The sequence below is a fragment of the Faecalicatena contorta genome, from assembly GCF_001404335.1.
In the GTDB taxonomy this organism is placed as follows: Bacteria; Bacillota; Clostridia; order Lachnospirales; family Lachnospiraceae; genus Faecalicatena; species Faecalicatena contortus_B.
Genome location: NZ_CYZU01000040.1, coordinates 4,125 through 18,614, shown reverse-complemented (window position 1 = coordinate 18,614; position 14,490 = coordinate 4,125). Strand labels below are relative to the sequence as shown.

The following is a 14,490-nucleotide window of genomic DNA, read 5'->3' as shown; positions in this document are numbered from 1 at the left end:
ATCATCCTTCTAAATTATTTTAATTATTGCCTGCTGTTACCTTATTCAACAGCATAGATACGTCTAAATTGCTTATCTTTCCATCTCCATTGATGTCTCCTGTTTCCAGATCAACATCTTCGTTTGCTGTTACCTTGTTCAACAGCATGGATACATCCAGGTTGGTTAATTTCCCATCGCCATTCATGTCACCGGATATAATCACAGATGCGATATCCAGAATACGTACTGCAGATTCGGCGCCTGATGCGTCTTTCAGAACCATATAGAGCTTCTGTGCATTTCTTTGCAGGCCCGTTACTTCAATCGTATTCTTGCCTTCCACAACATCTGCCTTTGTTCCTTCTGCTATAATCTTAGCGCTGTCCGGCGCTGCTGCATCCGCTGCCTGAACCAGATAATACAGCTCTGCCGCCTTATTCGATGTCATATTAATCTTTGCACTGTTATCTGTACGTTCTGAGACAGCGCCATCATCAGTTGTAATAATCGGAAGCGCATTCTGCGTAAACAGGGTAAATGTATAATCTTTAGATTGTGTTCCATCCTCTGAAGCTACAGTCAGCTTCACCTTTGCAATTGTTGGATTTTCTCTGTCAGCAAAGGAAACATTAAAATATGTGTTACCTTTGTAATTCATGCTGCCCTTAATCTCATCGCCTTCGTTCTTATTATAAACTCCACTGATAACGGTCATTGTCATCTTATCTTTTGAACTCATAAGCGTCGGCCAGATATACGCATCACTCATAACCTTGTCAACACCTGCCGTATATTCGGTAGTCATCGGATCAAATGCAGGATCTAACGAATACGCTGCACTTGCCATTCCTTCATTCGGAGAATTATCAATCCTGATTTCTTTTACTACCGGTCCTGTTACAACATGGAAAGTAAATGTTCTGACTGTACCGCCCTTCTTAAGCTGTACTTCAATCTCAGCTCTTCCGTCAACAAGTTTGATATCCTGCATTGAACCAGGTACTCCATTAATCATAACCTCTGTACCTTCATTTGCAGTCAGATCCAGCTTGAAGCTTTCTGTTCCCGGATCCACTTGAATCGTGTGGGAATTGATACTTCCGTCAAATGGTTTTCCACCGTCTATAATTCCGTTTCCGCCGTCTATATTTACCTCTTTCAGATATACGTCTGAACGCTTTAATACGAACTGCCATGCGGAGTCATTCTTTAAGTACAGATTGCCATCGCTGTCTGCAACCGCACTTGCGATGCAATACTGCTCATGAGTCGGTGTATAGAATAAACCGGATGCCGGATCAGCCTCTTTCAGGCCAGCTTTGTCCTTAATCATGTATAACTGTCCGTGTGCTGAATTAGCCAGGAAGTATACATACACATATCCGTCTTCTTTTTCATAACCGGTAATAATCAAACCGGAAGTCTGGCAGTAACCATCTGTCGGTACTGCATATGCCGGTGTCATTGCCCCTGTCTTCGGATCGATATCTGCCACCAGGATCGCATTGCCTTCTACGCCGAACATTTCACCGCCGTTAATACCTACATAAAGTCGGTTATTGTATATGGCCGGTGTACTCGTACTCTGCACGCCTATAGGCAGCGGATTAATCAGATTCTCTGTATCCAGTGTTCCGTCCTCTTTCAAATTATAAGAATGGACTTTGCCCTTTTGGCTGGCAACATAAATTCTTCCATTATAATAGGAAACATCGCAGCGAACCTGTTCTCCTAAATCTACCTGCTGCTTAATCTCACCGGTCATCTTATCAATACAGTTTAATACTCCATTATTGGTACACAAGATTACATAATTTTCATTGGTCCAGCAGCCATCCCAATAAAAGCTGCCAAGAGTGTCATCTCTCCAGGTTGCTGCCTTTCTTTCCGTTTGCTGAGATGGATCTTCATCAGTTACGGAAATACAAACGAAACCTGATTTTTTAGTGGTAAAGAATCCAACATAGATATATCCATCATCATAACGAATTGCACTCTCGCTCCGTCCGCCTGCCGGATCCTCATAAACCCAAAGGGATTCCAGTGTTTCTGCATTAAAGCACTGAATTGTACCATTCCCCAGCGGTACAAAGAGCATTCCCTCAGCGTATGTAGGAGGCATCAAACCAAATGTGGTTGGTGTTACTGTCTCGCTTGTCTTCAGGATCTCTCCTGTTTCCTTATCCAGAACATAAAGTTTATTCCCTGAAAGTGTGTAGACTTTGTTGTCAACGATGATCGGTGTTGTTCCGCTAGTCGGCTTAACATATTCCCCCGTCTGGCGTTCCCACTTTACTTCAATGGAATCAGGAGTAATGGGAGTCTTTGCATCCACAACTGACATATTGTCGCGGCCGGAACGGAAGCCCGGATAATCCGCATCAAGTTCAGGAAGCGTGATTTCTGCCGCCTTCTTCAGTTCAAATTCTTTTGTCTCGGACTGGCTGATATTCAGAATACCTGACTGGCCTACATATCCGAGTTTTGTTACTGCATAGCTGTAATCGTCACCTGGGAAAAGATTATACTTGCCATTCTCCGGCCATATACGCTCATTCTCCTCATCATAGATCGTAAACAATGCATCTTTGGGGTTCACCTGCACGGATAATTCAACTTTCTGTACTCTATCGATAATGACGGTATAGGAAGTTTGCTCTGCTGCCCCTTTTTCCACTTTAATAACAGCCTTATTCTCACCATTAACCAAATCCATTTTATAGGTTGAGCCGGTCACTTCTGTTCCGTTAACCATTACCTTTGAATTACCAGCAGCCGGATTCTTAACTGTAATGTTAACCGCATTCACATCACTCAGAACTTTCGCCCTATACTCTGTGGTTGTTTTTTTAAATGCAGGATCAAATTTCAGTGTATCTCCATTTTCATAATTCAACTGCAGGCCTGTCAGAATCGTGAGCTGTTTTATATGCACGGTATAAACTTCTGTTACCCCGCCTTTTGTAGCAGTAATGGTGATATCATTAGGAGTGCCATCATCTTTTATAGCACCTGCCATAGACTCATACTGATTCTTTGCCGTAGATTCAACATTTACATCCTTGCCTGCGCTATCCGTATAAGTATAAACGACCTTCATGTCTTTATCTGTCGTGCCTTGATGCAGCTTGACTCTTAATTGAACGTTTGTGGATGTGTCGCATACCAGCGTTGCCTCTTTTGTAAGTACGTCAAATACAACATTTTGAGCCTGATATCCTTCAATACCTTTCAGGAGAAGCGGTGCTTCCGCGGACTCCAGTGTGAAGTTTTTGGTCTCTGAGTCAGTCAGATTAACCGTCCCTGTCTGAGTTACAAATCCTTCTCTTTCGATCGTATAGTTGTAATCTTTTCCGGCCTCCAGACTGTAAACTCCATCTGTTCCCTGGACTGCCGCTCCGGCATCGTCTGTAATGGTTACAGTGGCATCTGCGGGGTTCGTTGTAACGGTCAGGTCGACTTTTTTAATATCTTTGATGATATTAAGAGTATATTCTTTCCCGACAGTCCCTTCCTTTTCTGCTTTGGCGACAATTGTAGTTTTTTCTTCCGTTAATGGAACCTGGCGTGTTGCGTAGAAAGCACCGTCTTCTAATACAGCAGGCTCACCATTGACAGTGTATACATTATTATCAATATCTCCCCACACCATGGCCACCAGGCTGACTTCAACTGATTCTGTCCCACCCGGAACTGTAATCTCGTACTCTGTTTTGCTTCCATCAAAGCCGGTCAAATATGAATTATCTCCATCTTTTACCAAAATTTCCATAAGAGGCGTTAATCGAACCACGTGTACTGTATATTCTTCTATCTTGTCGTCTAATGTGACAGTGATATGAACCTCTCCACCTTTGATCCCGCCATACTCGACCAAGTTGTCTAACAGCAGTTCTTCACCACTGGTCATTGCTGTTGTCACGCTATCGTTATAAATATTCTGGTACTTAGCCTCAATTGTAGCTCCTGCAGCTTCTTCCTTCAAAACTGCACATATGCCCAATGTCCCCGACTCTTCAACAACACCTACTGTGCATTCTTTTGTTTCAGGGTCAACCTCTGATATTAGTTTGACAGGTTCACCCTCTTCATTTGGATCAGAAGAAAAGCTGATCTCAGACAACATATTCGTATCCGCTGCAGTTCCTTCTGCCAAAACCGGCATTCCTCCAGCAAATACAGTGGTCATCATCACTGCCACCGCCAATAGCCAGGACAACCCCCTTCTTGTTCTTTTCTTTCGTTTCATTCTTTTTAATCCCTCCTGTTTCTCCTTTTTAGCCATAGGCTTGAAATGTACTATAGAAACAGCCAGCATCCCGTTTCATGCATTGACTGTTAGCTATCTTTTAGTAATGCATTCTTCTGTTCTTTTCCGTATCTATACTATTTATTTCAAACCAATACCCTATAACTAAAAAATAAAAGCTCTTCCATCATTCCGATAGAAGAGCTCATCTTTTTTATAATATTATATTTTAAGTATACAAAACGGACTATTTCTTCATCCCAGAAATACATCGTAACAATCATCACGGCAGGTTTTCTGACTTCGCTTCATCCTCCGAAACACCTTCTCAGCATATAAATGCCAATGGTATATCGTTTCTTCGTCCACGTTACAGTAGAGGTGACTGTACCGGTTTTGCACCGGTTTCCCTATTATCATTTCCCGATTATCCGGGAAATGCACCGCAATATATATATTTAATTACTTACTAACAACAATAATCTATTTAATCTATGTAGTTCATTATATAGTATCAACTAGTAAAAGTCCACTGTTTTTTCACACGGTTTTCTCACATTTTTCACAAAAAATTCCGCAACTTTTCACAATTTCACAGAGCATTAACAGACTGTATCAGACTACCATTTTCCAGATATAACTTTGGTAATTTTTCTAGATAGATATGCAAAAATATTCGATATTTATCACCCGGTCTTCATTGCTGACTGCATTTTCTCCCTGCAGCTGCTCACTGCCCTGCCGGACATCAGCACATCTTCCATTATGCTGCACTCAATCGTATAGTCTGCATCCGGCATGTACGCCATAAGCATTTCCAATGTCTCGTCTATCGGTATATTCCCGCGTCCCAGCCCCAGGTGCGAATCCCTGTCCCCACAGTTATCGTGGATATGGACATGTCCCGCGTGCTCTCCAAACGTCTGAATCCAGTCACTCAAAGATCTGGGCGAATAGCAATGTGCATGGCCAATATCCAGGCACAGTTTAAAATCCGGGGATTCAACCTTCTGTTCCACTTCAATCATCGGCGATATTTCCTTATCATACACATTCTCCATAAGAATCTGGACACCGCTTTTTCCTTTCATAAATTCATTCCAGAACTCAGCCATTCGTTTTGCCCAGTCTGTCAGATAATACACACCGGGAAGAAAGCCCGTATGGAAAATTATCTTTTTGGCCCCCAGTCTCTTCGCAGCCTCATATGTCTGCGTAAAACGGGCTTTTGTCACTGCCCTTACCATGGAGTCATATGCCATTGGATTCAAATCCAGAAATGGCCCATGCAGTGTCAGGTTCCTGGTACCTATGTATTCTAACCGTTCTATGTATTCAACGATCTTTTCATTCAGGCAGTCCAGATTTTCAGAAATGGAGAACTCAATACTCTCGATCCCAACATCAGTCGCTTCTACTACCTGTCTCATCTCTTCATCCTTAAGAAGATGACTTGCATATACCATAATATTCCACTCCCGATTCAGACTGTTCCCCTGAATTCTTTTTTTACCTAGATATATTCTGTTTCAAACCCTGAATCACGGCAGTACTTTTCCACTGCCCCGCCCTTTTTACATCGTATCTTTGCACTGCGGTTGATGACCCATGGCCCGATCTCTTCGGGATCATGACCAATCTCAAGCACTTTCAGCCTGTTGCAGCCATGAAACGCCCACTTTTCGATTACTTTTACAGTTGAGGGAATCTTTGTATATTGCAGGCTGTTGCATTTTAAAAATGCACTGTCCCCAATTTTTATTAGTCCCTCCGGCAGTTCCAAGGATGTCAATGCGTTCTGATAAAAAGCCTCTGCGCCGATCTCCCTTAATCTATCCGGCAAAACAATCTGCTCCAGGGCCGTACATTTATAAAATGCCCGCCGCTCTATCTTTTCGAGCGTTGCCGGAAGGGCAATGTGTTTTAGATTAACACACCCGGAAAAAGCCTCCGCCTTCACTTCTCTGCATATGCTGCCTACATCAATCTCCATCCTCTCCAGACTTTTGCACTGCGCAAACGCTCTGTTTCCAATAAAGTTAGTAGTTTTAGGAAGCTTTACCTGCTTCAGCTTTGTACAGTTATAAAATGCTTCCTTACGGATTAAGATTGTACCTTTCAGCTCAACTTCCCGCAGCATCGTATTGTAAAAACTCTGTGCCCCTATTTCCACAACATTTTCAGGCAGAATAACACGGCGGAGCTTTGTATTGTTTTTAAATGCCCTTTCGCCGATCTTTCTATAGTGGCTGTCTGCCACCAATTCTTTTATGTTTCCATTGTTTTTCCCCTGCACCTTATCCAGAGTATCTTTCTCATATGCTTTCCAGAGAGATACCACCCCTGCCATACGTTTCTCCCCTTTTCCTAAACTTAAAAACTGAACCATTTGAATATAAAGGGACGCAGTTTTTTGCTGCGTCCTCTGTCTTTATCCAATACGAAATGGATTGCTATTAACAGATTACCTACACCGCCGCAGTTTGATTACATGCAAATAGAAAATTGCCCTTACAGCAAAAACTGTACCATAACTAAGACAATTTCCCACTCCATTTATCATTGCGTGTAATAACTGGCAGCAGCTCTAAGCAGGTATCCTGACTTACGCAATCGCGGCTTTTCCCTTCTCATACACCCAGTGTACAATGGTTCTGAAAAACCTACACGCATACAGTAGCACGACTGTCAAGGATTCTCACCTTGTTCCCTCTTGGCCTGACACCTGCACCCTCTTGTACATAGCGCCAGGAACTTAAAGCCGGTAATTGTTTTTATTTTTTATTAGTTTATCATATATACTATTAAAAGGTTGGAAATTTTTTCAGGTCTTTATGTGTTTTTTTTAGAAATACATTATTCCGCAGTTTGTTACAGGCTCGCCCATATAACACCAATTTAATAAACACTTACCCTCTGAACCGTTTAGTATAGCCGGATTACCGGCAATGTGAAATTTTACGATCTTTCCTATAATTAGTTTAACGGAATGAAGGGAGTGAGAATTATCATAAGTTACGCTCCATTGTGGGATACCTTGAAAAAGAAGGGACTCACACAATATAAACTAATTAATGAATATCATTTTTCAAACGGGACACTGGACTCCCTCAGAAAAAATAAGAGCATCACTTTGAACACGCTGCAGGATATCTGTAAAATATTGAATTGTGATATCTGCGACGTTGTTGAATTCACAGATAGGGAAGAGGAAAACTAATTACTGTTTACCTTTTTCATTCTATCAGAATTAGATAAACATGTCGAGCAGGCCAAAACAGACTTTTCGATGGGGTTATTCAACGTTGCTGTATACGCCCAAATAGATTCCGCAGTAACTGTTCACCCACTCGGATGTCTTTGTTTTTATGCAAGAGAATCCGCACTCTGTATAGAAAGGAAGATTCCAGCTATGGTAAGATATATTTTATACAACAAATTAACTTCGGTCCAGGAGGGAGATACCCTGCCGGAAGGGGCCGGCTTGGTTACTGTTCTTACCTCAAGTGAATATGAAGAACTTTTTCATGAAACTGGTCATTACAGAATGATGAAGCAGGGGATTGCCAATATCCAGTACTGTAAGGCCGATATGATGGGGGATTTCATATCCGGCTCCTTTTCATGTCCGTCCAGAGAAGCCCTGACAGGAGAACGGTCCGCTTTTGCCTTTTTTATAGAAAGAACAGAGTTGGTCTTTATTGATGACCAGGGATTCTCCACCTCTGTTTTGGAACAGATGAAGGAAATCCCTTTATCTCATCCCACCTCTGTTCTTCGCTTTTTTGCAGCTTTTTTGGAATATCTGATTAAGGACGATGTCTTCTTCCTCCAGCATTTTGAGGAAATTCTGACATCGCTTGAGGAACAGCTACTGGATAAAAATGATGCCTCTTTTAACCGTCAGATCTTTCAAATGCGCAGAAAACTTGCAGTCTTAGGGAGTTACTATGAACAGCTCCAGGATATGGGAGAGGCTTTCGCATCGGATGGTTTCTGTGCCGAGGACGAAAAAAACAGCCTCCTGTTCGGTCTTTTTGCTGACCGGGCAGGGCGGCTGTATTCCAATGTCCAGATGCTCAAGGAGTATTCCATGCAGCTGAGGGAGATGCATCAGACTCAGGTGGATATGCACCAGAACCAGATTATGAAGTTCCTCACGATTGTCACAACTATATTCATGCCGCTGACTCTGATTGCGGGATGGTACGGTATGAATTTTGTCAATATGCCGGAGCTGGATTCTCCTTATGGCTATATTCTGGTCTGTGTCATCAGTCTTCTGATTGTACTAGTCGAGATCTGGCTGTTTAAGATCAAAAACTGGTTTGATTAACCGGCTGCCGGCGTCCATTTTCCTGTCGCCAGGAATCCTTCCACCATCTTTTCTGCACCGGCTGTGATGTCCGGATCATATCCGAGAATTTCCAGCAGCCGGATTGCATTTCTGGAATTGGACCTTCCTTCATAGAGCAGATAGTCAAAGACTACCTCCTCCTCAAGAATCTGTTCCTGGAAATGATAATTCCCGTACCGTTCTTCCAGCAGGTAAGTCAGCTCAATGTCATGAGTTGCGGCAAAACAGAGAATTCCCCGCTCGCTGAACTTCTTCAGTACCTGTGTGGAAGCCGCAATTCTTTCCACTGTATTGGTTCCCCTGAGTACTTCATCTACAAAACAGAGAACTGTCTCATTTCCCTCCCAGTCAAAGATCCTTTTCAATGCACGGATCTCTGCTATATAATAACTCTCACCATTATACAGATTGTCCCGCAGGGCCATGGAGGAAAATACACGGAACCATGCACCCTTATATTGTCTGGCGGAACAGGTATGGATGGACTGCGCTAGTATAACATTTAAGGCAATCGTTTTCAGAAATGTGGACTTTCCCGAGGCATTGGATCCGGTAATCAGTATTCCGCGCTCTGCTTTCACGGAGTTCGACACCGGTTCGGATAATTCCGGATGATAGGCATCCACAATTTCAAGCACAGGTTCTTCCGTAAATTCAGGAATACAGTAATACGGCAGCGACTCCCGCAGAGAACCTATGGATATGAGACTCTCCAGAAAGCCCATAGTACTGATGATATCTTCCACCACATCTATAGATTTTTCCAGCCTTTTCATACACTTGTAGAACTGAATACAGTCTACATGGGAAATCATCCGGATATAATCCAACACGATTTCCGTCAATGACTGGCTGTCTGCGTTTCCCGATTTAATAAATGATACATTGCCAATCTGTTTTTTCAGCTTTTTATAATCCTGTTCCAGCCGCTTCCGGTATTCCTCACTGCAGACAAGCTTTCTTTTCAGTATTCTCCCCGCACTTCCCTCCAGCTTCAAAAAGAGGTGAAGCGCCTGTATGGATGCCTCCAGTTTTCTCCTCTGAGACATATACAACGCGATATTCACGCCCATACAGAGAATCAAAAGTCCAATTCCCGTAGCTGGGGCAGCGATTACACATATAACTGACACGATCAGAAGCAGCAGCGCACCATAGTGCTGGATCGGAACATTTTTACTTAGATGGATGCTGTTCATAATATAATGGTAGGCGGAAGACGAATGATTCTTACCGATTGCTGCAAATTCCATCTGCATCTGCAGACGCTCTTTTTCATGGGTTTGATAGTAACTGATCATTTCCTCCTGTTCCCCGCAGGTTACCGGCCCCTCAGCCGGGATATGCATCAGATAATACAGGTAGTCCTCCCCTGCAAAAGACCATGTATGGTTCATCTTCAAAAATACGGAATCCAAATCCAGGTCATTCCATGTGATGTCGTCCACCATGGTATCTTTTGCCTCAGTATAGGCTCCGATCACAGAAAGAATTTCGTCCGAATATTCAATTTCTCTGTCTCGTCCGTAATAGTAAAGCATTCTCCGTTTCATTTTCCGCAGCCTTCTTTTCTGGTCAAAGAAAGAGATCAGGAAGAATATAACAAGAATACCGACGATCAGCAGTGCCACAAATATATTTTCGTTCATACAGACTCCTCACAATCAAGCTCGTCTCGTAGGACATTATCCGGCCATGCATATAGCCGGCTATATCTAAAAGGCGGTACACTGTAATAAGTGTACCGCCCCTTTTATTACCTGCCGCTTCCCGCGGGAAGACCGGCCTTTTTATTCCTCTCCGTAAAGAGTAACCAGTTTCTTCAGGTAAGCATATCTTTCCATAGCTTCTTTCTCATTCTTTGCAAAGAGTTTTTCAGCTTTTTCCGGATTTGCTCTCTTCAGGGCATTGTAACGAACTTCTCCGTCAAGGAATGCCTGGTATTCATCCTGTTTTGGCTCTTTGCTGTCCAGTGTGAACTTCGCACCCTCAGCTGCCGGATTGAATCTGAAGTTGTTCCAGTAACCGCATTCTACTGCCAGTTGCTCCTCGGTCTGAGCTTTGCTCATACCTTTCTTAATACCATGGTTGATACATGGAGCGTAAGCGATGATGAGTGATGGTCCCGGATATGCCTCTGCCTCTGCAATTGCTTTTACTGTCTGGTTGTAATCTGCACCCATAGCGATCTGCGCTACATATACATAACCATAGCTCATAGCGATTCCGGCAAGGTCTTTTTTCTTTGTTTCTTTTCCGCCTGCTGCAAACTGTGCAGTTGCACCTGTCTTGGTAGCCTTGGATGACTGTCCGCCAGTGTTGGAGTAAACTTCTGTATCAAATACCATGATGTTGATGTCCTGTCCACTTGCCAGTACATGGTCAACGCCGCCGAATCCAATATCATAAGCCCATCCGTCACCACCAAAGATCCACTGGGATTTCTTAGCAAGGAAATCCTTGTGCTTCAGCAGTTCTGCCTTATCTTCGGAATCACAGCCACATGCTTCCAGAGCTGCAACCAGCTTGTCTGTAGCTGTTCCGTTTGTAGCGCCGCTTGCAAATGTATCCAGGTAATCCTGAGCTGCAGCCTTAACGTCTTCGTTTCCTGCATTCTCAGCAAGTTTCTCAACGTGGCCTTTCATTCTCTCTCTGATTGTATTCTGAGCGAGCAGCATACCATATCCAAACTCTGCGTTATCTTCGAACAGAGAGTTGCACCATGCCGGTCCTTTGCCCTCTGGTGTTACTGTGTATGGTGTGGACGGTGAAGAGTTGCCCCAGATAGAGGAACATCCTGTTGCATTTGCAATGTACATTCTCTCACCGAATAACTGTGTGATTAATTTCGCGTAAGGTGTCTCACCACATCCTGCACATGCTCCAGAGAATTCGAGCAGAGGCTGTTTGAACTGGCTTCCCTTAACGGTTGTCTCTTTGAACTTAGTTACAACTTCCGGTTTTACGGGGATCTCTCTGCCAAAGTCGAAGTATTCCTGTACACCTGCATTTGCTTCCATGTTCTCCATAACAAGAGCTTTTTCACCCTTCTTGCCCGGGCAGACATTCGCACATGATCCACATCCTGTACAGTCATATGCAGATACTGTGATAGCAAACTTCATGTTTGGCATACCAACCATATCGATTGTCTGGAATCCTTCCGGAACTTTCGCTGCCTCTTCTTCTGTCAGGGCAACCGGACGGATAACTGCGTGCGGGCAGACATATGCACAGCGGTTACACTGGATACAGTTCTCTGGTTTCCACATCGGAATATCTACTGCGATACCGCGTTTCTCGTATGCGGAAGTACCTGACGGTGTAGAACCATCTACATAATCCTTAAATGCGGATACCGGTAGTGAATTTCCTTCCTGTGCATTTACTTTTGCCTGGATATTCTTAACGAAATCAACGATTTCTCTCTTGCCTTTTTCATTTACATGCGGAGTTGTCAGGCCTTCGTCAGCTGCATCTTTCCAGCTCTCCGGAACTGTAACTTCTACAACCTGCTTAGCGCCTGCATCGATTGCATCGTAGTTCATCTGTACGATCTTGTCACCTTTTCTTCCGTAAGTAGCCTTAGCTGCTTTCTTCATCAGGTCAATTGCTTCCTCTTCCGGAATGATCGCTGCGAGTTTGAAGAATGCTGACTGAAGAACTGTATTGATACGTCCGCCAAGTCCGATCTCCTTACCAATCTTGATACCATCGATTGTGTAGAACTTGATGCCGTGGTTTGCGATAAACGCTTTTACCTGTCCCGGTAAGTGTTTGTCAAGTCCTTCGGCATCCCACGGGCAGTTCAGAAGGAATGTTCCTCCGTCAACCAGCTCCTGAACCATGTTATATTTGTCAATATAAGATGGGTTGTGGCATGCTACAAAGTTAGCCTGTCTGATCAGGTATGTTGACTTGATCGGTTTCTTACCAAAACGTAAGTGGGACATCGTAACGCCGCCGGACTTCTTAGAGTCATAGTCAAAGTAAGCCTGTGCGTACATGTCTGTGTTGTCACCAATGATCTTGATGGAGTTCTTGTTAGCGCCGACAGTACCGTCTGCTCCAAGTCCCCAGAACTTACAGTTGATTGTTCCTTCCGGAGTCGTTACAAGCGGAGCGCCTGCATCCAGAGACAGATTTGTCACATCATCTTCGATACCGATTGTGAATTTCTGTTTCTCTGTGTTATTAAATACAGCTACGATCTGAGCTGGTGTTGTGTCTTTGGATCCTAAGCCGTAACGTCCTGAGAATACCGGAACTGCATCAAACTTGGAGCCTTTGAGTGCAGCTACAACGTCCAGGTATAATGGCTCACCAAGCGCTCCCGGCTCTTTTGTTCTGTCAAGTACAGAAATTGTCTTAACAGTCTCAGGAATCGCATTGATCAGAGCCTCTGCGCAGAATGGTCTGTAAAGGCGTACTTTGACAACGCCGACTTTCTCGCCTGCAGCAAGCAGGTAATCAATCGTCTCCTCGATTGTGTCACATGCAGAACCCATCGCTACGATCACGCGCTCTGCGTCTTCTGCTCCATAGTAGTTAAACAATTTATAATCTGTACCAATCTTGGCATTCACCTTGTCCATGTAATTCTGAACGATTCCCGGAAGAGCATCATAATAAGGATTGCATGCTTCTCTTGCCTGGAAGAAGATATCAGGATTCTGAGCGGAACCTCTATGGCATGGGTGGTTCGGATTCAGTGCGTGTGCACGGAATGCGTCGATGGCGTCCATGTTTACCATATCTTTCAAGTCTTCATAATCCCATGCTTCGATCTTCTGGATCTCGTGGGATGTTCTGAATCCGTCAAAGAAATTGATAAATGGAATCTTTCCTTCAAGTGCTGCACAGTGTGCAACTGCTGTCAGGTCCATTACCTCCTGTACACTGCCTTCACAGAGCATAGCTGCTCCTGTCTGGCGACAGGCATAAACGTCAGAGTGGTCACCGAAAATGGACAGTGCATGGCTTGCAATTGCACGTGCTGATACGTTGAATACTCCTGGTAATTGTTCTCCGGCTACTTTATATAAGTTAGGGATCATCAAAAGCAATCCCTGAGATGCTGTAAATGTGGTTGTCAAAGCTCCCGCTGCTAATGATCCATGTACAGCTCCGGCCGCACCCGCTTCAGACTGCATCTCTGTTACCTGAACAGTTTGTCCAAAAATGTTCTCTCTGCCCTCGGTAGCCCATTCATCGATATGTTCTGGCATAACAGATGATGGTGTGATTGGGTATATTGCTGCAACTTCCGTATATGCATATGACACGTGAGCTGCTGCCTGGTTACCATCCATGGTCTTCATTTTTCTTGCCATTTCTTGTTCCTCCTTAAAATTACATTGTAAAAGTTTATTTTTTCACATGTGCTTCCATTATATCGCCTAAATCGGCAAAAGTCTAGTCAGGGTACCCCATTTTTTGTTTATTTTTGCGTACAACGGGGTGGGAGTTTTTCTTGAATTCGAATGGGGGACGCGAATGACAAGGCGGGGACGGTGCGCGGCGGGGGGATGTCTGCTGGTGAAATGTCCTGACACTTCGCGAAGAAGCTGTTGAAGAAAGCGGAAGTAAAATGGAGGTACATGCCGCATTTGGCCCGAATGCCGATGCATTCGCGCCGCAGGCGGCATCAAAATTTGCCTGGTGAGGCAAATTTTGCCCTCCATTTTACTTCCGCTTTCTTCAACAGCTTCTAACGCTTGCTTTATGGACTTTTCACCAGCAGACATCCCCCCGCCGCGCACCGTCCCCGCCTTGTCATTCGCTGTTGCATCCAATCGGCAGTTAAGAGCAAATCCTAGGGGACTTGTACGGGAGCTGCGGATTTGTGCTGGCATTTTGCGTTATGAATTAACTATTGATACGTTTTTTCTTATCTTTCGCT

General features: G+C 44.0%; 7 protein-coding genes and 2 riboswitches. Of the genes, 2 read left to right on the top strand and 5 right to left on the bottom strand.

What is annotated here, in order from left to right; translation table 11 throughout:
* Positions 1 to 19: 19 nt before the first annotated feature.
* The 3 genes from ARB69_RS17690 to ARB69_RS17680 all read right to left on the bottom strand — a co-directional run bounded on the left by ARB69_RS17690 (position 20) and on the right by ARB69_RS17680 (position 6,581).
* On the bottom strand, positions 20 to 4,231 hold the full coding sequence (locus tag ARB69_RS17690; RefSeq protein WP_055154546.1) for a cadherin-like beta sandwich domain-containing protein: 4,212 nt from the start codon (positions 4,229 to 4,231) through the stop codon (positions 20 to 22).
* Between the two features lie 269 nt (positions 4,232 to 4,500).
* Positions 4,501 to 4,694, bottom strand: a riboswitch (cobalamin riboswitch).
* A 223-nt stretch (positions 4,695 to 4,917) separates the two neighbouring features.
* Positions 4,918 to 5,697, bottom strand: a complete 780-nt coding sequence (locus ARB69_RS17685; protein ID WP_055154544.1) for a sugar phosphate isomerase/epimerase family protein — start codon at positions 5,695 to 5,697, stop codon at positions 4,918 to 4,920.
* Between the two features lie 47 nt (positions 5,698 to 5,744).
* Entirely contained in the window at positions 5,745 to 6,581 is an 837-nt protein-coding gene (locus ARB69_RS17680; RefSeq protein WP_055154543.1) for a leucine-rich repeat domain-containing protein, read from the bottom strand.
* Positions 6,582 to 6,803: 222 nt separating this feature from the next.
* A riboswitch (cobalamin riboswitch) is annotated at positions 6,804 to 7,005 on the bottom strand.
* 215 nt (positions 7,006 to 7,220) lie between these two features.
* On the opposite strand from ARB69_RS17680, the gene ARB69_RS28325 reads away from it, so the two are divergent.
* Positions 7,221 to 7,451: a helix-turn-helix domain-containing protein gene (locus ARB69_RS28325; protein WP_154253336.1), complete on the top strand. Its 231-nt coding sequence runs from the start codon at positions 7,221 to 7,223 to the stop codon at positions 7,449 to 7,451.
* Between the two features lie 192 nt (positions 7,452 to 7,643).
* Complete coding sequence (locus tag ARB69_RS17670) at positions 7,644 to 8,567, top strand: CorA family divalent cation transporter (protein WP_055154541.1); 924 nt, start codon at positions 7,644 to 7,646, stop codon at positions 8,565 to 8,567.
* On the opposite strand, the gene ARB69_RS17665 is transcribed toward ARB69_RS17670, so the two are convergent.
* Both ARB69_RS17665 and nifJ read right to left on the bottom strand, forming a co-directional pair.
* Positions 8,564 to 10,237, bottom strand: a complete 1,674-nt coding sequence (locus ARB69_RS17665; protein ID WP_055154540.1) for a MutS-related protein — start codon at positions 10,235 to 10,237, stop codon at positions 8,564 to 8,566. The two genes, ARB69_RS17670 and ARB69_RS17665, sit on opposite strands and share 4 nt — an antisense overlap.
* Positions 10,238 to 10,378: 141 nt before the next feature.
* Complete coding sequence (gene nifJ, locus ARB69_RS17660) at positions 10,379 to 13,921, bottom strand: pyruvate:ferredoxin (flavodoxin) oxidoreductase (protein ID WP_025655100.1); 3,543 nt, start codon at positions 13,919 to 13,921, stop codon at positions 10,379 to 10,381.
* Positions 13,922 to 14,490: the final 569 nt, after the last annotated feature.

What these genes read in the sequence shown, in the direction of transcription:
- ARB69_RS17690 (WP_055154546.1), bottom strand. Translation starts at nt 4,231, where the DNA reads ATGAAACGAAAGAAAAGAACAAGAAGGGGGTTGTCCTGGCTATTGGCG.
- ARB69_RS17685 (WP_055154544.1), bottom strand. Translation starts at nt 5,697, where the DNA reads ATGGTATATGCAAGTCATCTTCTTAAGGATGAAGAGATGAGACAGGTA.
- ARB69_RS17680 (WP_055154543.1), bottom strand. Translation starts at nt 6,581, where the DNA reads ATGGCAGGGGTGGTATCTCTCTGGAAAGCATATGAGAAAGATACTCTG.
- ARB69_RS28325 (WP_154253336.1), top strand. Translation starts at nt 7,221, where the DNA reads ATGAAGGGAGTGAGAATTATCATAAGTTACGCTCCATTGTGGGATACC.
- ARB69_RS17670 (WP_055154541.1), top strand. Translation starts at nt 7,644, where the DNA reads ATGGTAAGATATATTTTATACAACAAATTAACTTCGGTCCAGGAGGGA.
- ARB69_RS17665 (WP_055154540.1), bottom strand. Translation starts at nt 10,237, where the DNA reads ATGAACGAAAATATATTTGTGGCACTGCTGATCGTCGGTATTCTTGTT.
- nifJ (WP_025655100.1), bottom strand. Translation starts at nt 13,921, where the DNA reads ATGGCAAGAAAAATGAAGACCATGGATGGTAACCAGGCAGCAGCTCAC.